Annotated in this window: 15 protein-coding genes; 9 read left to right on the forward strand and 6 right to left on the reverse strand. The window is 57.3% G+C overall.

The features are described from left to right. Window positions 1-62: 62 nt before the first annotated feature. The gene (locus HWX34_RS20120; protein WP_178973951.1) at window positions 63-914 is read left to right on the forward strand and encodes a MoxR family ATPase; all 852 of its coding nucleotides are present in this window, start codon (window positions 63-65) and stop codon (window positions 912-914) included. 7 nt (window positions 915-921) lie between these two features. After that, window positions 922-1,797, forward strand: coding sequence for a tyrosine recombinase XerC (gene xerC, locus HWX34_RS20125; protein ID WP_178973999.1), 876 nt, complete (start codon window positions 922-924; stop codon window positions 1,795-1,797). Between the two features lie 75 nt (window positions 1,798-1,872). Here xerC and HWX34_RS20130 read toward each other — a convergent pair whose 3' ends face one another. From HWX34_RS20130 to apaG, 5 genes are all read right to left on the reverse strand, one after another. After that, window positions 1,873-3,330 carry an aminoacyl-histidine dipeptidase gene (locus tag HWX34_RS20130; protein ID WP_178973952.1) on the reverse strand — a complete coding sequence of 486 codons (1,458 nt, stop codon included), beginning with the start codon at window positions 3,328-3,330 and terminating at the stop codon, window positions 1,873-1,875. 241 nt (window positions 3,331-3,571) lie between these two features. Continuing rightward, complete coding sequence (locus tag HWX34_RS20135) at window positions 3,572-4,327, reverse strand: TenA family transcriptional regulator (RefSeq protein ID WP_255497656.1); 756 nt, start codon at window positions 4,325-4,327, stop codon at window positions 3,572-3,574. A gap of 69 nt (window positions 4,328-4,396) precedes the next feature. Then, window positions 4,397-6,841: an EAL domain-containing protein gene (locus tag HWX34_RS20140; RefSeq protein WP_178973954.1), complete on the reverse strand. Its 2,445-nt coding sequence runs from the start codon at window positions 6,839-6,841 to the stop codon at window positions 4,397-4,399. 498 nt (window positions 6,842-7,339) lie between these two features. Beyond that, window positions 7,340-9,136 (reverse strand): ABC transporter ATP-binding protein/permease, encoded by a 1,797-nt coding sequence (locus tag HWX34_RS20145; protein WP_178973955.1) that lies wholly within the window; start codon window positions 9,134-9,136, stop codon window positions 7,340-7,342. 114 nt (window positions 9,137-9,250) lie between these two features. After that, window positions 9,251-9,631 carry a Co2+/Mg2+ efflux protein ApaG gene (gene apaG, locus HWX34_RS20150; RefSeq protein WP_178973956.1) on the reverse strand — a complete coding sequence of 127 codons (381 nt, stop codon included), beginning with the start codon at window positions 9,629-9,631 and terminating at the stop codon, window positions 9,251-9,253. Between the two features lie 105 nt (window positions 9,632-9,736). Between apaG and rpe the strand changes: the two genes are divergently transcribed. The 4 genes from rpe (at window position 9,737) to trpE (ending at window position 13,463) form a co-directional block, all read left to right on the forward strand. Beyond that, window positions 9,737-10,417: a ribulose-phosphate 3-epimerase gene (gene rpe / locus HWX34_RS20155; protein WP_178973957.1), complete on the forward strand. Its 681-nt coding sequence runs from the start codon at window positions 9,737-9,739 to the stop codon at window positions 10,415-10,417. Then, window positions 10,417-11,178: an SDR family NAD(P)-dependent oxidoreductase gene (locus HWX34_RS20160; protein WP_255497626.1), complete on the forward strand. Its 762-nt coding sequence runs from the start codon at window positions 10,417-10,419 to the stop codon at window positions 11,176-11,178. Before rpe ends, HWX34_RS20160 begins: the two co-directional genes overlap by 1 nt. Window positions 11,179-11,195: 17 nt before the next feature. After that, entirely contained in the window at window positions 11,196-11,861 is a 666-nt protein-coding gene (locus HWX34_RS20165) for a phosphoglycolate phosphatase (protein WP_178973958.1), read from the forward strand. 138 nt (window positions 11,862-11,999) lie between these two features. Further along, window positions 12,000-13,463 carry an anthranilate synthase component I gene (trpE, locus tag HWX34_RS20170; protein ID WP_178973959.1) on the forward strand — a complete coding sequence of 488 codons (1,464 nt, stop codon included), beginning with the start codon at window positions 12,000-12,002 and terminating at the stop codon, window positions 13,461-13,463. A gap of 44 nt (window positions 13,464-13,507) precedes the next feature. Here the strand turns inward: trpE and HWX34_RS20175 are convergent, their stop codons facing one another. Continuing rightward, a complete protein-coding gene (locus HWX34_RS20175; RefSeq protein ID WP_178973960.1) occupies window positions 13,508-14,209 on the reverse strand; it encodes a hypothetical protein in 702 nt (233 codons plus the stop codon). A gap of 322 nt (window positions 14,210-14,531) precedes the next feature. On the opposite strand from HWX34_RS20175, the gene HWX34_RS20180 reads away from it, so the two are divergent. Genes HWX34_RS20180 through HWX34_RS20190 form a run of 3 tightly spaced genes read left to right on the forward strand, consistent with a single transcriptional unit; the run spans window position 14,532 to window position 18,623 of the window. Beyond that, a complete protein-coding gene (locus HWX34_RS20180; protein ID WP_178973961.1) occupies window positions 14,532-16,421 on the forward strand; it encodes a lytic transglycosylase domain-containing protein in 1,890 nt (629 codons plus the stop codon). Between the two features lie 25 nt (window positions 16,422-16,446). Continuing rightward, complete coding sequence (locus HWX34_RS20185; RefSeq protein WP_178973962.1) at window positions 16,447-17,394, forward strand: complex I NDUFA9 subunit family protein; 948 nt, start codon at window positions 16,447-16,449, stop codon at window positions 17,392-17,394. Continuing rightward, on the forward strand, window positions 17,394-18,623 hold the full coding sequence (locus HWX34_RS20190; RefSeq protein WP_178973963.1) for a multifunctional CCA addition/repair protein: 1,230 nt from the start codon (window positions 17,394-17,396) through the stop codon (window positions 18,621-18,623). The genes HWX34_RS20185 and HWX34_RS20190 overlap by 1 nt, the downstream gene beginning before the upstream one ends. Window positions 18,624-18,639: the final 16 nt, after the last annotated feature.

Here is an 18,639-nt window from a genome sequence, read left to right on the forward strand (position 1 = left end):
TTGCGCAAGCCGCCCGGCCTGTCCCGGCGGCTTTGTCATTGATAACAACAAGGGGCTAAGCCATGCAAACCCGCTTTACCGGCAGCGATCAATACGTTGCCACCGACGACCTGATGATGGCAGTCAATGCCGCCATCACGCTGCAACGCCCTTTGCTGGTGAAAGGTGAACCTGGCACCGGCAAGACCATGCTGGCCGAGGAAATTGCCGCCAGTCTGGGACGCAAGCTGATTGTCTGGCCGATCAAATCCAGCACCAAAGCACAGCATGGTCTGTACGAATACGATGCAGTCTCGCGCCTGCGCGACTCTCAACTTGGCGACGCCAAGGTCCATGACATCAGTAATTACATTATCAAGGGGCAGCTGTGGCAGGCCTTCGAGGCAGACACTGCCCCGGTATTGCTGATTGATGAAATTGACAAGGCGGACATTGAGTTTCCCAACGACTTGCTGCGCGAACTGGACCAGATGGAGTTTTTTGTCCACGAAACCCAGCAGTTTGTCAGTGCCCGGCAGCGCCCCATCATCATCATTACCTCTAATAACGAGAAGGAACTGCCAGATGCTTTTCTGCGCCGTTGCTTCTTCCATTACATCCGTTTTCCTGATCCGGCCACCATGCAGACCATCGTGGACGTACACTATCCCGGCCTGCAACAACAGCTGGTCAGCCAGGCACTGGAAGTCTTTTTTGCTATCCGCGAAATGCCCGGCCTGAAGAAAAAACCCACCACATCCGAATTATTGGACTGGCTGAAGCTGCTGGGCAGCGAAGGCATAGACAGCGCACAACTGGCTGCCCAACATCAGTCATCCAGCCTGCCACCACTGGCAGGTGCCCTGTTCAAGAACGAGCAGGACCTGACGCTGCTGGAGCGCCTGAGCAAAATGGCAGGCTTGCGCCGTGGCTGAGGCAGATATGCTGGCCGCGTTCCGTGACACGCTGCGGCTGCAAGGCAAGAGCCCGAACACGCTGGCTGCCTATCAGCGTGACCTGCAAGGCCTGCAAGTGCTACTGGGCAGCCGGGACATCCTGCAGGCGAAGACCGATGACATCCGCAAGGCCATGGCCACCCTGCATGCGCGTGGTCTGGGGAGCCGCAGCCTGGCACGCAAGCTCTCATCGTGGCGACAGTTCTACGACTGGCTGCAACAAAAACAGGCCATCGAGATCAACCCCTGCCTGGGCCTGCGCGCCCCCAAGCAGGACAAACCGCTGCCCAAAGCACTGCCGGTAGATGGCACCGCCGCCCTGCTGGAGCATATTCCGCATGACGAAACCCTCAGCCTGCGCGACCGAGCCCTGTTCGAACTGATGTACTCCTCCGGCTTGCGCCTGTCCGAAGCGGTAGGGCTGGACCTGGCTGATATGGATTTGCAGGAACAGCTGTTGCGGGTACGTGGCAAAGGAAACAAGACACGCTTACTGCCGATAGGACGTACCGCACTGGATTATCTGCAGCAATGGCTGGCCGAGCGGCAAGCCGAAGCGGGCTGCACCGCTGTGTTTATCGGTCGGCACGGCCACCGGCTCAGTGCACGACAAGTACAAAAACGCCTGGCGGAATGGTCAATCCGTACCGGCATGGACCGCCATGTGCACCCGCACATGCTGCGTCACTCATTTGCCAGCCATCTGTTGCAGTCCTCTGGCGATTTGCGGGCGGTACAAGAGCTGCTGGGCCATGCCAATCTGTCGACAACCCAGATCTACACCGCGCTGGACTTTCAACATCTGGCCAAGGTGTACGATGCCGCCCACCCCAGAGCCAAGAAAAAAGAAGAGCAAGAATAAAGACCCGGACATGCCGGGTCTTTTTCGTTTGCCATCCGCCGCAGGACAAGCGGCTTGATTAATGACAGCGCAGGTTTAGATACGTGCAGGCACGGCAGCCAGTACCGCCTTGAGCAACTGCCAGGCCTTGCCTACCGACTCCACCTCGACCCGCTCACCCGGCGCATGCGCACCACGGATGGTCGGACCAAACGATACCATGTCCATCGCCGGGTATTTGGCACCGATAATGCCGCATTCCAGGCCGGCATGAATCACCTGCACGCCGGATTCTGCGCCGAATTCTTGCTGGTAAACCTGCTGGAACAAGGCCAGTAGCGGGGACTGCGGGTTTGGTGCCCAGCCCGGATAGCCGCCTTCCATTTCCACGGTAAAGCCAGCCAGTCCAAACAGGCTTTCCACTTCGCGCGCCAGCATCCAGGTGCCGGAATCCAGCAAGGAGCGCACCATCAGGTTGGCAAATACCTTGCCGTCCTCCACGCGCACCACACCCAGATTGTTCGAGGTTTCCACCACGCCGCTGACACGCTGGCTCATGCGCTTCACACCATGCGGTGCCGCATGCAAGGCGGCCAGAATGGCGGCCTGGTCAGCCTTTTCCAGCACGCTGTCGGAATGCGTGGCTTCTGCCAGCACGCTCACGCCTTCATCCACCCCGGCCAGTTCGAAGCGCAGCAGCGACTGGAAGGCATCCAGCTTGGCGGCGACACGCGCAGCATCCTGCTCCGGGTACGCAACTGTTGCCGTGGCTTCGCGGGCTAGCGCATTACGGGCAGTGCCACCGCTGAAAGTAAGCAGTTGCAGATCGGTTTCGGCTTCCAGCTCGCGCAGCAGGCGCACCAGCAACTTGTTGGCATTACCGCGACCCAGATGAATATCGGCGCCGGAATGGCCGCCTTTCAGCCCCTTGATGTACAGCTTGACGACCTGATAACCGGCAGCAAGAGGGCGGGTGCGATACTCCCGCGTGACATTTACATCGACACCGCCAGCGCAGCCCATGTAGAACTCGCCCCACTCTTCGGTATCGATATTGATCATCATGCTGCCTTGCAGCAAACCCGGCTCCAGACCCAGCGCACCACCCATGCCCGCTTCTTCATCCAGCGTCATCAGCACTTCAACCGGGCCGTGTACCACATCGTCACTGGCCAGCACTGCCAGGCCCATGGCCACACCGATACCGTTATCGGCACCCAGGGTGGTGTTTTCGGCGACCAGCCAGCCATCTTTCAACACCGGGCGGATCGGATCTTTGAAAAAATCATGCTCGGTACCGGCATTGGCCTGGCACACCATGTCCAGATGGCCTTGCAACACCACACCCACACGGTTTTCCATGCCGGGCGTGGCAGGCTTGCGCACAATCAGGTTACCGGCAGCATCAACAACACTGGTCAGACCGCGCAACTCGGCCCAACCTTTCAGGTAATCACGCAACGCTTGCTCATGCTTGGAGGGACGGGGAATTTCACACAAGGTTTGGAAATGTTCCCATACTTCCGGCGGCTGCAGCTTGGCAATGTCGACCACAATGTTTCCTTATGACTATGCGGGGCAATGGGCATATTTTTGTGCCATCACCCAGGGATCAGGGCATGGTCTGTCACGGACAGACCACTTTTGTACACAATCGACTTTATCATGCACCAGCGCGCTGGTCATGTGGCAGTGCGCAACAATCTGCACCAAGCAGCCAACGCCATCCCTGCACAGCCATGCAGCGCGACTTGTGATACCACTTGCAAGCCGCGCTGCCGCACAGTCAAGCCAATCAGGCCAGGCAGACTGCGGGCATTGGCGTAGTCACCTCACCCACCCTGGCATCACGCATATAATGGTCCAGCAGCAAGCGCATGAACTGGTGACTCTTGCAAATGGCATTTTGCAACGCGGTGATGGTCTGCTTGTCCGGATGCAGCCCCACCAGCGCCACGATGATCTCCAGTGCTTCCCAAGGATGGGCATCATCATACTTGGCATGCAGCTTCAGCCACTTCATGGCCTTGGCACGGACCGACTCATCAAACAGCTGGGCGTAACGATCTTCCGAGCATACGCGGGCGGACCACTCGCCAGTGGCACCTTCAATGGCATAGTTGGTGGCCGCCATGGCAACCGCCAGCGACTCCCGGTCGCACACCTGCCAGCACCATTGACTCAGGCTCAATGTTTCTAGTGCCTGATGGCCGCTGAGCATGGCCGGGATGTCCACGCCAGATGCCGTCGCCCAGTTATGCCAGTGATCTGCATGGTTCTGTTCCACACGGATATTGCGGATCAGATAGCGCCGCGCCATATCCTGACCGGGATGTTGCCCGTAACGGATTTTCAGCAGGTTCATCGCCATGTACTGCGGGAACTGTTCGATCACCGGCCACCCCCCGGACAGAAATGCCTTATGGGTGGCATGGTCCAGCCGGGCTTCTTTCATGCAGGTAAACAGCTCGTGGTTCACCACCAGGCTTTTGTAACGGTCACAGTGATAAACCATTTCCTGTGTCCATTCCGGATAGCTGGTGACCTCCATCAAGGGACCTGTCCGAACAAATAGATGCTGATCTAGCATGTTTTCACTCTTCCTCAAAATGTGCCTGCCTCACTCCCGCCTTGGCAAGCGATAGGCAGCGACTTCCGGTTTGCCGAAAGGCGGGGAAATGAAAGGCGCCGGCTCGCCAATGTAGTAGCCCTGGGCATAGTCCACGCCGATTTCTACCAATACCTGCATGATTTCGGGAGCACTGACAAACTCTGCAATGGTTTTCTTGCCTGTCACATGCCCGATGCGGTTGATCATTTCCACCATGGCACGGTCTACCGAATCCTCGACCATGTCCTTGACGAAACTGCCATCAATTTTCAGGTAGTCCACTTGCAGATGCTTCAGATAAGCAAACGACGACATGCCGGTACCAAAATCATCCAGCGAGAAATGACAGCCCAGCTCGCGCAATTCGCTGATAAAGCGGGTAGCCTTTTGCAAATTGGAAATGGCACTGGTTTCGGTGACTTCAAAGCAGATCATCGACGGCGGAATGGCGTAGCTCACGAATTGGCGCCGGATGAAATCCAGGAAGTTGTCATCACACAAGGTGGCACCGGACAGATTGATGGCACACACTGCAATGGAGTGATCCCCATGGGCATGCATATGCCACAAGGTCTCGAAAGTCTGGCGTACCACGATGCGGTCGATATCCGGCATCAGGCCAAAACGCTCGGCAGCCGGGATGAAAGCGCCAGGCAGAATGATGGCGTTCGCCTCGTCACGCAGGCGCAGCAAAACCTCGATGTGACGACCGGTCTTTTTGCCTTCCGGACGAACCGGAACGATTTCCTGAAAGTAGAGACTGAACCGTTCTTCTTCCATGGCCGTGCGCAATCGCTGCACCCAGGCCATTTCAACCGAACGCACTGCCAACTCGGTGTCTTTGGAACTGTAAAGCTGAATCCGGTTACGACCCTTTTCCTTGGCCATGTAACAGGCAATATCCGCTGCTTGCAGGCTTTCGGCCAGGGTGGCACCCGCCTCGCCCAGAAACACCATGCCAATACTGGCACTGATGGAAAACGGAATGCCTTCCCAGTGGAAACCAGCCTGCTGTACTGCCCTGCGCAGGCGATCTGCCTTGTCCAGCGCGACGTCGATCCGGCAATCTTCCAGCAGCACACCGAACTCGTCGCCACCCAGCCTTGCCAACACGTCAGACAGTCCAAGCTGATCTTGCAATACGCGGCACACCTGGCGCAGCAATTCGTCACCCGCTGCATGCCCATTGGTGTCGTTAACCAGTTTGAATTGATCCAGGTCGACAAACAGCAGGGCGTGGGAGGTATCCGTTACCATCATGCGACTGAGAGCCCGCGTCACACGCTGCTCGAATTCGCGCCGGTTATATAGTCCGGTCAGCGCATCATGCGCCGCCTGCCAGCTCAGATGATTGATGTACTGCTGTTCGATGGACTTGTCGTGCAACACCAGCACCAGGCCATCTATCTCGCCGCGCGAATCATGAATGGGTGCAGCCACCAGGGAAATCATGTGGCTGCTGCCATCCACTCCTTGCAGGCGCAGGCTGGGATAGGTCTGCTTGTTTGCGCATTGCGCCCGCAACTGGCTGCTACCTAACTGATCCAGATTGCTGCCCGACAGGTCAATCATCGAAAACACATCTTCGAAGTAGCGGCCCAGCACCTGCTCACCGCCGCCTATCATGTGCAAGGCCACCGCATTCAGGTAGCGCAGCTTGCCGGACAGATCAATGGTGATCACCGCATCGCCAATGGAATTGAGCGTGGTCTCCGCCCTGTCCTTTTCGGCCTTCAGTTCGGCTTCAAAACGGGCGGATTGACGCAGCAACACCTGCACTTGCCGCACAGTCAGCAGCAGCAGCCCCAAACCAACCAGCACATTAACCCACCACAACAAGGCAGTAGCAAAGCGCGACCCCTCACCCAGCACTTCAGAAAACGCACGCGCAGGGGCCTTGAGTTCTTCGTTGATTTCAACAATGCGCCGGCTCAAGGCCATCAGCTCGTCTTCGCTGATATAGCCATGAGTGAAACCATCATGCAGTCGTTCGGCAATATTGGAAATTTCGATGACATAGCCATCACCGATCTCCCAATAACGAATGGCCTGGCTCAGATAGCTGACATGACGGAACCAGCGGAAAGTGGTAATGACGTTATCGATGTCACCGGGATGATTGCCCCCTTGCAGCAGGCCTGCCCGCGCAGCTTCCAGATCAGGCACGGCACGATCCAGTGCCAGGCGGGCCTGCCGGTCCCCCAGCTGAATGGAAATGGCACTCTTATAGGCATGAAAGTCCTGCTCGGAACGGCTGCCTGCATAGCGGCTGAGGTAATAAATGGCGTCTTTCTGGGCTTTGGACCACAAGCCCTCACCACCGACATAAGCACGAATGGTGGACAGGACATTCAGGCTGATGATGCTAAGCAACAGCAATGCGCCAACAATGGCCACAAAAGGCCAGACCACCCGGATCAGGTTGCGGTTGCCGTTTGCTTTCATAGCGGACATTCCCTCTCAATAACACAGAGCTGCAATTGCGTTGACATACGTCGGCCATCCCGCCGACCGGCGGCGTCATGCGGCCGAAACTGCCCCGGTGGCCGCATCCTGCACAGACTGGAGATACGATTCGTGAAGCAAGGAAATGCTGGCACTTTGACTGTGCGAGCAAGCACTGCTCTATTGAATGACTGCATACATCTATTAATGTTATTTAAATGTGAATCAAGCATTCTGTCAATGCTGCATGCTTTGCTGATAGCATATTTTATCTGAATACTGCATGTGAATACCGACAGTCTGATGGCAGGCAAAGGGCTGATGCAGCCTGGCAGGGTGAGGTCTGCCAGGCTGGAAGGATTTGGGAAGGAATTGACAGCGCTTACAGCATATTGCAGTACCGACTCAACCAAGGCGGCCAGCCAGCATCACAGGGTAAAATCCACCGGCACCAGCCCGGCAGTGAAAGACCGTGCGGGGATAATGCACAGGCGGCAGGAGGATACATCACACCGTCAGAGCAGACTCCTCGCCTTGCTCTTGCTGCAAACGCCACATTTCAGCATAACGCTCGTTTTGTTCCAGCAATTCACGGTGCGTGCCCCGCTCCAGCACCTTGCCATCATCCAGAACGATGATCTGATCGGCATCGACAATGGTAGAAAGACGATGGGCAATGATCAGCGTGGTGCGGTTGGCGGAAATAATGGCCAATTCATGCTGGATGGCTTTTTCGGTACGCGAATCCAGTGCACTGGTGGCTTCGTCAAAGATCAGAATGGCCGGATTCTTCAGAATAGTGCGCGCAATGGCCACGCGCTGCTTTTCTCCACCCGACAATTTCAGGCCACGCTCACCGACCTGTGTGTCATAACCATCAGGCAGGCTCATCACAAAGTCGTGAATATGCGCAGAACGGGCAGCCTCGATGACTTCATCCCGGCTGGCACCCGGTCGTCCATAGGCGATGTTGTAATAGATACTGTCATTAAACAGCACCGTATCCTGCGGCACGATGCCGATATGCGCGCGCAGACTGTCCTGGGTAAAGGCACGCAGATCCTCACCATTAATGGTGATACGCCCCGCGCTCACATCATAAAAACGGAACAGCAAACGGGCCAGCGTGGACTTGCCCGCCCCGCTCGCCCCGACCACTGCCAGCGAACTGCCAGCCGGAATGGCAAAATCCAGCCCGTGCAAAATGCTGCGCTTGGCATCATAGCCAAAATCCACCTGCTCGAAACGGACACTGGCATCACGGCTGGCCAGCAGCTTGGCCCCTGCCGCATCGTCCACTTCCTGATGGGTGGACAACAGTCCGAACATGCGCTCGATATCCGCCAGCGAATGTTTGATTTCGCGGTAGATAAAGCCAAGAAAGTTCAGCGGGGTGTACAGCTGGGTAATAAAGGTGGCCACCAGCACCACATCCCCCACCGTCATCTGGTGCTGCACCACGCTGCGTGCAGCCAGCACCATGATCAGCGTGACGCCACTGGCGATGATGATGCCCTGCCCGGCATTGAGCATGGACAGAGAAACCTGGTTCTTGATGGCAGATGCCTCCCACGCCGCCAGGTTACGGTCGTAGCGTTCTGCTTCGTAGGCTTCGTTATTGAAATACTTGACCGTTTCGTAGTTGATGAGCGCATCAATGGCCTTGGCATTGGCGCGTGAATCCAGGTCATTCATGCTGCGGCGGAATACCGTGCGCCATTCGGTCACCACCAGCGTGAAGCCGATATAGATGGCAATGGTGCCCAGCGTTACTGCGGCAAATTCCCAGGCATAACGATGAAACAGAATGAAAGACACCATGCCGATTTCCAGCAGGGTGGGCAGAATATTGAACACCATGAAGTTGAGCAGGAAACCGATACCCTTGGTTCCGCGCTCGATATCCCGGCTCATGCCGCCGGTCTGGCGCTCCAGATGAAAGCGCAACGACAGCCGGAACAAATGCTGGAACACGCCGCGCGCCACACTGCGTACCGCGCCTTGAATCACACGGGCAAAGATGGCGTCGCGCATTTCCCCCAGCACGCTGGAGGTCAGCCGCGCCAGGCCGTACCCCAGTAGTGCCATCACCGGCACCGCCAGCAGACTGGCCGGGACAGACAACTGGTCGACAATGTCTTTCAGATAAAGCGGCACGGTGACTGCCGCCACCTTGGCCAGGATCATGCAAGCCAGCGCCAGCAGCACCCGGCCCTTGAACGCCCACAAATAAGGCAGCAAGGTTTTCAGGGTTTGCAAGTCGTTACGATTCTCTGGTGCCGGGCCACTATGGGTAAAACGCATGAACACATCCTGTCAAGACGACTGGCAAACGCCAGTACAGTAAAAACCAAATTTCTCTGCAATCACCCGCAGGCCGTAAGCAAAAACTTGCTATAAGCGCGCTGGCGCTGGCACTCAGTGCAGCACGCGCGGTGCCACCAATGTCATTTCCGGAATGGTGACATCAAAACGCGTACCGTCATCGGCCAGCATCTGGTAACTGCCACGCATGGCGCCATACGGCGTTTTCAGATGGGTGGCGCTGCTATATTCAAATGTCTGCCCCGGTTCCAGCCGTGGCTGCTCGCCCACCACACCCATGCCACGAACTTCCTGCTCCTGATTATTGGCGTCACTGATGATCCAGTGACGGCTAATCAGTTGCGCAGGCTCGGTGCCGGTATTGGTCAGACGGATACGGTAGGCAAAGACGTAGATGTCGGTTGCCATATTGGATTGCTCGGCAACATAGTGCGGCTCGGCCTCCACTTCAATCCGGTAGGTTTTGTCAGCCATCTTCATTTCCTTGTGGTGGGTACTGCATTTTATCGCGCCATGCTCCGGTGGCGCGGTAGAATATGCGCCTGTTTGATGAATCCATCCGTGATTGCAAGGTAGACCATGCGCGACTTCCGTATTGCCCCCAGCCTCCTTTCCGCCGATTTTGCCTGTCTTGGCCAGGAGGTACGCGACGTCATCGCCGCCGGAGCCGACATCATTCATTTTGATGTCATGGACAACCATTATGTCCCCAATCTGACGGTTGGCCCGCTGGTTTGTGAAGCCATCCGTCCGCATACCAAAGCCCCGATCGATGTCCACCTGATGGTGAAACCGGTGGATAGCCTGGTGCCGATGTTTGCCAAGGCGGGCGCCGACATCATCACCTTCCATCCGGAAGCCTCCGAACACATCGACCGTACCCTGGGCCTGATCAAGGAATCCGGCTGCAAGGCAGGCCTGGTATTCAATCCGGGCACATCGCTGTCCTATCTGGACCACGTGATGGACAAGATTGACATGGTACTGATCATGTCGGTCAATCCCGGCTTTGGCGGTCAGTCCTTCATTCCGCATGCACTGGAAAAAGTGCGCGCCGCGCGCCAGCGTATCGACGAGTATACCGCCAAGCACGGCGGTGAAATCTGGCTGGAAGTGGATGGCGGGGTGAAAGTGGACAATATTGCTGCCGTTGCCGCGGCCGGTGCCGACACCTTCGTGGCCGGTTCCGCCATCTACGGCCAACCGGACTACCAGGCGGTGATTGCCGCCATGCGTGCCGAACTGGCCAAGGTGGCCTGATGCAAGCCGCCATCATCAGCGGTGCCTCCCGCGGCCTGGGCCTGGCCTTGTGTGCCGACCTGCTGCAGCGCGGCTGCATAGTGGTGGGCCTGGCGCGGGAACACAGCCCGGCGCTGCAAGAGCTGGCCCAGCGCCATCCGCAGCGCCTGCATTTCCTGCGCGCCGACCTGGCCGACAGCGACAGCCTGCACGGCATCATGGCCGAGGCCTTGCAATGCCTTCCGCTGGAGCACATTACGCAATTGCTGCTGATCAACAATGCCGGTGTGGTCAGCCCCATTGCCAGCGCCGGTTTCTATCCTACGGTGGAAGTATCCCGCGCCTTGGCCATCAACCTGGCAGCCCCCATTCTGCTGACTGATGCACTGCTGCGCCTGACCGATACGCTGGAATGCGAACTGCGCATCGCCTGCATTTCGTCAGGAGCCGCCGTCAAGGCCTATCCGGGCTGGGGCATCTATGGCAGCAGCAAAGCCGGGCTCGACCACTTTTGCCGCCATGTGGCTACAGAACAGCAAGCCGGCAATGTGCGCATTGCCGCCATTTATCCTGGCGTGATCGACACCGACATGCAGGCCAGCATTCGCCAAAGCGACCCGCAGCAGTTCCGCGAACTGGGGCGCTTTACCGCACTCAAGCGCGATGGCGGCCTGAGCACGCCGCAGCAAGCGGCCCGCAAGATTGCCGATTACCTGCTCAGCGCCATTTTCGGCGCGGAAACCGTGCTGGATATCCGGCAATTGCCCGATCCAACCGAATAACCGTTACCCATCAAGTCATGAACCTGAAACACATCAAAGCCCTTGCCTTCGATCTGGATGGCACCCTGGTTGACTCCATTCCCGACCTGGCCGCTGCGGCCAACGCCATGCGCGAGCATCTGGGCCTGCCCGCCCTCACCGACCTGCGCATTCAGGCGCATGTTGGCGACGGCATTGCCAGCCTGGTTCACCGCGCCATTACCGACGAACGTCACGGCCAGGCCGATGCCGCCGTCTGGGAACAAGGCTTCAACTTCTTCGTGCGTTATTACCACGCCCATCTGACGGACAACACCACGGTTTATCCGGGCGTGCGCGATGGCCTGGGCCTGCTGCGCGCCTTGCAGCTGCCGGTAGTGGTGGTTACCAACAAATCGGAATATCTGGCGGTACCGCTGCTGGAACAGCTGGATTTGCGCGACGCCTTCAGCCTGATCATCGGCGGCGACACCCTGGCAGAGAAAAAGCCTTCCGCCCTGCCCTTGCAGCATGTTTGCGATGTGCTGGGCATCCAGACCAGCGAACTGGCCATGGTGGGCGACTCGGAAAACGACGTCCTGTCCGCCCGTGCAGCAGGCGCCACCGCCATCGCCGTGAATTACGGCTATGCCGATGCCAGCCAGTTGCAAGCAGACCTCATCATCGGCAACCTTGCCGAACTGTACGATTTGATGAAAAAATAAAGCCCATACTTTTCATTCCACATGGATAAAGCCTGCATCATGACTTTCCTGCCCGCACCGGCCAGTTGGCGATGGCAACGCTGAGCCACATTCTGTCCATCCCTTTTGCTTTCAATCCGGTTTCAAGGTAGCGCACGCATGACGCATGAAGAATTCAACAAACTAGCCCAGGCTGGTTACAACCGCATTCCGGTCACGCTGGAATTGTTCGCCGACCTGGACACCCCGCTGTCGGTCTATCTGAAGCTGGCCAACCAGCCCTACTCCTATTTGCTGGAGTCGGTGGTGGGTGGCGAGCGCTTTGGCCGCTACTCCTTCATCGGCCTGCCGGCCACCACCCGCCTGCGCGTCAATGCAAACAAGGTGCAGGTGGAATATGGCGACAAGGTGATCGAGCAATATGAAGGCGACCCGCTGGCCTTCATCGAAAGTTTCCAGCAACGCTTTAGCGCCCCGCCTGTTGAAGGCCTGCCGCGCTTTACCGGCGGCCTGGTCGGTTATTTCGGCTATGACACCATACGCTATGTGGAAAAGCGCCTGGCCGACACCCGCAAGCCGGATCCCATCGGTACGCCGGACATTCTGTTGATGGTGTCCGAAGAGCTGGCTGTGGTGGACAATCTGTCCGGCAAGCTCTATCTCATCGTCTATGCCGACCCGGCTGTACCCAATGCACTGGTCAAGGCAGAAAGCCGTCTGGCGCAACTACGGGCTCGCTTGCGTGAACCCATGGACATCCCGTTGTCGCTGCCCTCGCAAATCAGCAAGGCGGTTTCCGAATATGGTCAGGAAGAATTCAAACAGGCCGTCGAACAGTGCAAGCGCTACATTGTGGATGGTGACATCATGCAAGTGGTGCTGGCCCAACGCATGCAAATGCCCTACGCCGACTCGCCGCTGTCACTGTACCGGGCGCTACGCAGCCTGAACCCGTCGCCTTATATGTTCTTCTACCATTTCGACGACTTCCATGTGGTGGGTTCATCGCCGGAAATACTGGTACGGCGCGAACAGGAAACCGTCACCGTGCGTCCGATTGCCGGCACCCGCGTGCGCGGCAAAAACCGCGAAGAAGACGAAGCACTGGCAGAAGAACTGCTGGCCGACCCCAAGGAAATTGCCGAACACGTGATGCTGATGGACCTGGGCCGCAACGATGTGGGCCGCGTGGCCAATACCGGCAGCGTCAACATTACCGACAATATGGTGATCGAACGTTACTCCCACGTGATGCATATTGTTTCCAGCGTGGAAGGCAGCGTCAAACCGGAAGTCTCCAATATCGACATCCTCAAGGCTACCTTCCCTGCCGGCACCTTGTCCGGTGCACCCAAGGTACGGGCCATGGAAATCATTGACGAGTTCGAGCCCACCAAGCGTGGCGTTTATGGCGGGGCGGTCGGTTATCTGGGTTTCAACGGGGATATGGATCTGGCCATTGCCATTCGTACCGCCGTGGTCAAAAACAAAATGCTCTACGTGCAATCAGGCGCCGGCATCGTGGCCGATTCGGTTCCGGAATCGGAATGGCAGGAAACGCAAAACAAGGCCCGTGCGGTGATTCGCGCGGCTGAGCTAGCCCAAGCCGGCCTGGATGCATAACAGGAAAGCAATCAACAACCCCGCTAATGCGGGGTTTTTTCTTTTCAGGCAGGCTGCAATACCAACTTTCTGGCATCCTGCCTCATCAGGTAAAGCACAAGAAAGATCATCGGCAAGGATGCCAGTGGCCAACCGACCAATCGGAATATCAGCAGATTGACTCCGACAAACCAGGACTCCTGAGTCAACAATACCCAGCAAGCCGCCGATATAAGCGCGGCAACCAGTTTGTTGACACAAACCAGAAAAATATCATTCAGCCCATACACACCATCCATGAAGTCATGCTGATTACCAGAAAAAATTCCAACCATAAAATATATGACTGCATCAAGAATCAGATATAGGATAATTAATCCACTACGTTCGATATAATAGAACCAGAGTGTAATAATGAGCAAATTGATCAACAAAATTGACCACCCCCTACGCCACCCTAATAACACTCCAGCCACGAACAGAAAATCACCTGCAAAATAAAAACTGATTCCAACCCGCAAATAAAGTAGCACACTCACAATCCACGAAAGAAACAACATCAACACCAACAGTGAATAGCGATATACTGACTGAGGAAATGAAAAGAACAAAGAACCACGCAACACGGCACGATCATGGCAAAACCGTAACAAAAAGCCTCGCAGCATGATCAACGCTACAAAATGAATAAGAACGTAAGGCACACACTTCATCATCGCCCCCACGCTGTACCTGACCATTTCAAATAAATCATTAATGTTGTACATTTTCCACTCCCTCAAAATGACTGCATACCTGGACTTGCCATACACCAATCCAAACCGTACTGGATGGTATTTATTAAGCAAGCAAACCAGCCACGCACAGAAAGGCCAGCAAAACAGCCTTCCAATCTAACAAGTGCCACCCTAAGAGATAATCAGATATTTCCGGTAATCAATAACAAATTATTAATACTTCTTTGTTTAAGATCGCCCCCATCCAAGCTCATACAGGTATAATCAGCCTATCGTCCCACCCACGACTGTCAGTCCGCCGCCGGCCCAAGGCCGGGACAGAACATGGCCGACTTAAAGAGAATCCTGTTACATGACCCGTTTGTTCAGCACCCTGCGCACCTTGACCCTGGCTCTCTCCATCACCAGCAGCCTACCGGCAATGGCCAGCAATACCGATACGCTCATCAGTGCCCGCGACGCCTACCGCAGCAACAATCTGGGCAAGCTCACCGCCATTGCAGGCGAGCTGCCCGCCAGTTACATCCTGAAAGACTATCCATCCTACTGGCTCACCCTGAAGGCACTAGACCGGGACAATGACAGTCAGGTCATCGGCTTTCTGAACAGCGTGCGTGAAGGCTGGATGCCAGAGAAAATCCGCAATGAATGGCTGAAGAAACTGGGCAAGCGCGAGGACTGGGACGGCTTTGCCGCTGAGTGGAAAAAACTGCCTGCCGAGGGCCGGGATGAGGAATCCTCCTGTTACAGCCAACTGCTGGACCTGCGCCAAGGTAAAAAGCCGGACGATCTGGACCGCTTTCTTGACATGCGCGCCACACCGGATGGCTGCAATCAGCTGATCACCGCTGCGGCGGCCAAAGGCATGCTGAGCCAGGACTGGCTGTGGCGGCGGGTTCGCCTGTTGCTGGCCGGCAATTTTGTCTCACAAGCCAGGCAACTGGCCGATGCCACCAATCTGCCGCTCAGTAATGCTGCCCTCAGCAATCCGGCCACGGCCAGTGCCGACTCCCCCGGCGGGCAGGAGGCCATGGTATTTGGCATTGTCAGCAAGGCACGTAATGACCTGGGCGGTGCGGCCAGCCGTCTGGCTGCCGTGGAAAGCGCGCTAAGCAAGGATCGTAGCGCCTTTGCCTGGGGCCAGCTCGCGCTGCTATCTGCACGCAAACAAGCAATGGGGCAGGCTTTGCAATGGTATGCCAAGGCAGACCCGCAGCAATTGACTGCCGATCAATGGGAATGGTGGGCACGTGCCGCCCTGCGCGGCGAGCAATGGGCTGTGCTGGAGCAGATTACCCGCAACATGCCGGCCAGCGTGGCTGGCAAACCCGCATGGCAATACTGGCGCGCCCGCAGCCTGAAACAGCTGGGCCGTGGCAATGAAGCACCCGCCCTGTTTGCCAAAGCCAGCATTGGCCACCACTACTATGCCTTGCTGTCGCTGGAGGAGCTGGGCAACACTCTGTCCACGCCAGCCAGCAAGACAGTGCCCAACAATGCCGATATAGCCGCCATGCGCGCCAACCCGGCCATCCAGCGCGCACTTGCCTTGCTGGATATCAGCAATAGCGAAGGGCGAGCCGAATTGCGCAGCGATGCACAGCGGGAATGGCGCTGGGCCATGCGTGGCCGCAGTGACATGGAACTGCTGGCTGCCGCGGAAATTGCCCGTCGCGAAGCCTTCTACGACATGGCCATTTACAGCGCCGAACGCACCAAGGAAGACCACGACTACTCGCTACGTTACCTCACGCCGTATCGTGACATTACTCAGCGCTATGCCCGCCAGCTGGACGTGGATGACGCCTGGGTTTACGGCCTGATCCGCCAGGAAAGCCGTTTCATTGTGGTTGCCCGCTCCGGCGTGGGGGCATCCGGCCTGATGCAATTGATGCCAGCAACGGCCAAATGGGTGGCAAAGAAAATGGGCCTGGGGAGCTTCTCGGTGAATGACATCGAAACCAATGTGCAACTGGGCACCTGGTATTTGCGCTATGTACGGGACAATCTGTCCGGCAATGAAGTCATGGCCACCGCCGCCTACAATGCCGGCCCGGCACGTGCCCGCGCCTGGCAGGATAGTCGCCCGCTGGATGGCACCATTTATGCAGAAACCATTCCATTCAGCGAAACCCGCGACTATGTTCAAAAGGTGATGGCCAATGCAGCCTACTACGCCAGCACTTTCGGCCATGACAATATCTCGCTCAAAACCCGCATGGGCACCATCCCGGCACGTTAAGCAAAACCCGTAACAGGAGAAAACAATGCATGAGCAGCGTATTTGCCTGATTGGCGGCAGTGGTTTCATTGGCAGCTATATTGCCGAGCGACTGGCAGAACAGGAAGTGTCACTCACCATTGCCACCCGCAACCGCGATCGTCATAAATCCTCGCTGATTATCTTGCCCAAAACCGAGCTGGTATCCACCAATGTGCATCACCCGCTGGCCTTGCAGGAATTGCTGGCAGGCCACGACGTGGTGATCAGCATGGTCGGCATTCTGCATGGCACGCGCAAACAGTTCGAGACCGCCCATGTGGAGTTGCTGGACAAGATCATTGCCGCCTGCCACAAGCAAGGCGTCAAGCGCATCATTCATATCAGCGCGCTGGGTGCTGACCCGCACGGCCCCAGTGACTACCAGCAAACCAAGGGTATAGCCGAACAGCATGTGCGCGATAGCGGGCTGGACTGGACCATCCTGCGTCCCTCTGTGGTATTTGGCCGTGGCGACAGCTTCCTCACCCTGTTTGCCAGTCTGCTGGACAAGCTGCCGCTACTGCCGCTGGCTGGAGCACATACCCGCTTTGCCCCGATCTGGGCCGACGACCTGGCCCGTGCAGTCGTCGCCTGCTTGCAACGCTCCGACACCATCGGCCAAAGCCTGGACCTCACCGGCCCTGCCAGCTATACCCTGGCCGAACTGGTGCGCTACATCGGCCGCCTGCGCGGCACTGCACGTCCCGTCATCCCCTTGCCTGCTGGTCTGGCCATGTTGCAGGCAGGGTTGATGGAAATGCTGCCCGGCCCCACCCTGATGAGCCGTGACAACGTCCGCTCGCTCGGTGTAGACAATATCAGCCCTCACCCCTTCCCGGCGGACTTGCTGGGCTTTAGCCCCACGTCGCTGGAAGTGGTGGCACCGCAGTATCTGGGTCAGGACGAATTCAATCTTGTGTTGTCGGCTTATCGCCGGGAAGCTGCGCGCTGATGCAGATATACAAGGTAGGAGGCGCGGTACGCGACCGTTTGCTCGGTCTGCCGGTAAAGGACCGTGACTGGGTGGTGGTGGGCGCCAGTGTCGAGGCCATGCTCAGCCAGGGCTATAAACCGGTGGGCAAGGATTTCCCGGTCTTCCTGCATCCACACAGTCACGAAGAATATGCACTGGCCCGCACTGAGCGCAAAACCGCCAAGGGTTATCACGGCTTTGCTTTTCATGCCGAAGAAAACGTCACGCTGGAGCAGGATCTGGCCCGACGCGACCTCACCATCAATGCCATGGCCGAGGATGAACAAGGCCGGCTGATTGACCCCTATCACGGCCAGCAGGACCTGCGCGCAGGTATATTGCGTCATGTCAGCCCGGCCTTTGCCGAAGACCCGGTGCGTATTTTGCGCCTGGCCCGTTTTGCCGCCCGCTTCGGTTTTTCCGTGGCAGATGAAACCCTGCTGCTGATGCGCAATATGGTGGCCACCGGTGAAGTAGACGCCCTGGTGGCCGAACGCGTATGGCAGGAAATGGCCAAGGCCCTGATGGAAGACAAGCCGTCGCGTTTCTTTCTGGTATTGCGCGAGTGTGGTGCCTTGCAACGTATTCTGCCGGAAATCGACGCCTTGTTCGGTGTGCCGCAGCGGGCGGATTACCACCCGGAAATCGACACCGGCGACCATGTCATGCGTGTCATCGACATGGCAGCCAGCATGCAGCAGCCATTAGCGGTGAGGTTTGCCGCCCTGACCCATGACCTGGGCAAGGCGCTGACGCCAGCCGATGTGCTGCCACGTCATATCGGCCATGAACAGCGTGGTGAAAAACCCTTGCTGGCACTGTGCGAACGACTGCGGGTTCCGGCGGAATGCCGTGATCTGGCGCGCATGACCGTGCTCAATCACACCAAGATTCACTGCACTGGTGAAATGAAGCCCGCCACCATCTTGCGGCTGTTCAAAGACTGCGATGCACTACGCCGACCAGAACGTTTCCGACAGATGCTGTGTGCCGTGCTGGCCGATGCCCGTGGCCGCTTGCATTTTGAAAACTGTGCCTATCCGCAAGTGGAGTGGATGGAGCATCTGCTGCAAGCCGCGCTAGCGGTAGACGCCGGAACCATTGCCCGCAATTGTGACGACCCGCGCCAGATCCCGGCCCAGGTAGAGGCGGCCCGCGTTGCCGCCATTACCCGGGCACGCCAAGCCTTGCCGCCCGCCACGGCCTGATGATGCCGATGTGCTA

It is taken from the genome of Aquitalea sp. LB_tupeE (assembly GCF_013391415.1).
Lineage (GTDB): Bacteria > Pseudomonadota > Gammaproteobacteria > Burkholderiales > Chromobacteriaceae > Aquitalea.

Excerpts from the sequence above, each read along its gene's own strand:
- HWX34_RS20120 (WP_178973951.1), top strand. The coding sequence starts at position 63 with ATGCAAACCCGCTTTACCGGCAGCGATCAATACGTTGCCACCGACGAC.
- xerC (WP_178973999.1), top strand. The coding sequence starts at position 922 with ATGCTGGCCGCGTTCCGTGACACGCTGCGGCTGCAAGGCAAGAGCCCG.
- HWX34_RS20135 (WP_255497656.1), bottom strand. The coding sequence starts at position 4,327 with ATGGAGGTCACCAGCTATCCGGAATGGACACAGGAAATGGTTTATCAC.
- HWX34_RS20140 (WP_178973954.1), bottom strand. The coding sequence starts at position 6,841 with ATGTCCGCTATGAAAGCAAACGGCAACCGCAACCTGATCCGGGTGGTC.
- HWX34_RS20145 (WP_178973955.1), bottom strand. The coding sequence starts at position 9,136 with ATGCGTTTTACCCATAGTGGCCCGGCACCAGAGAATCGTAACGACTTG.
- apaG (WP_178973956.1), bottom strand. The coding sequence starts at position 9,631 with ATGGCTGACAAAACCTACCGGATTGAAGTGGAGGCCGAGCCGCACTAT.
- rpe (WP_178973957.1), top strand. The coding sequence starts at position 9,737 with ATGCGCGACTTCCGTATTGCCCCCAGCCTCCTTTCCGCCGATTTTGCC.
- HWX34_RS20160 (WP_255497626.1), top strand. The coding sequence starts at position 10,417 with ATGCAAGCCGCCATCATCAGCGGTGCCTCCCGCGGCCTGGGCCTGGCC.
- HWX34_RS20165 (WP_178973958.1), top strand. The coding sequence starts at position 11,196 with ATGAACCTGAAACACATCAAAGCCCTTGCCTTCGATCTGGATGGCACC.
- trpE (WP_178973959.1), top strand. The coding sequence starts at position 12,000 with ATGACGCATGAAGAATTCAACAAACTAGCCCAGGCTGGTTACAACCGC.
- HWX34_RS20175 (WP_178973960.1), bottom strand. The coding sequence starts at position 14,209 with ATGTACAACATTAATGATTTATTTGAAATGGTCAGGTACAGCGTGGGG.
- HWX34_RS20180 (WP_178973961.1), top strand. The coding sequence starts at position 14,532 with ATGACCCGTTTGTTCAGCACCCTGCGCACCTTGACCCTGGCTCTCTCC.
- HWX34_RS20185 (WP_178973962.1), top strand. The coding sequence starts at position 16,447 with ATGCATGAGCAGCGTATTTGCCTGATTGGCGGCAGTGGTTTCATTGGC.
- HWX34_RS20190 (WP_178973963.1), top strand. The coding sequence starts at position 17,394 with ATGCAGATATACAAGGTAGGAGGCGCGGTACGCGACCGTTTGCTCGGT.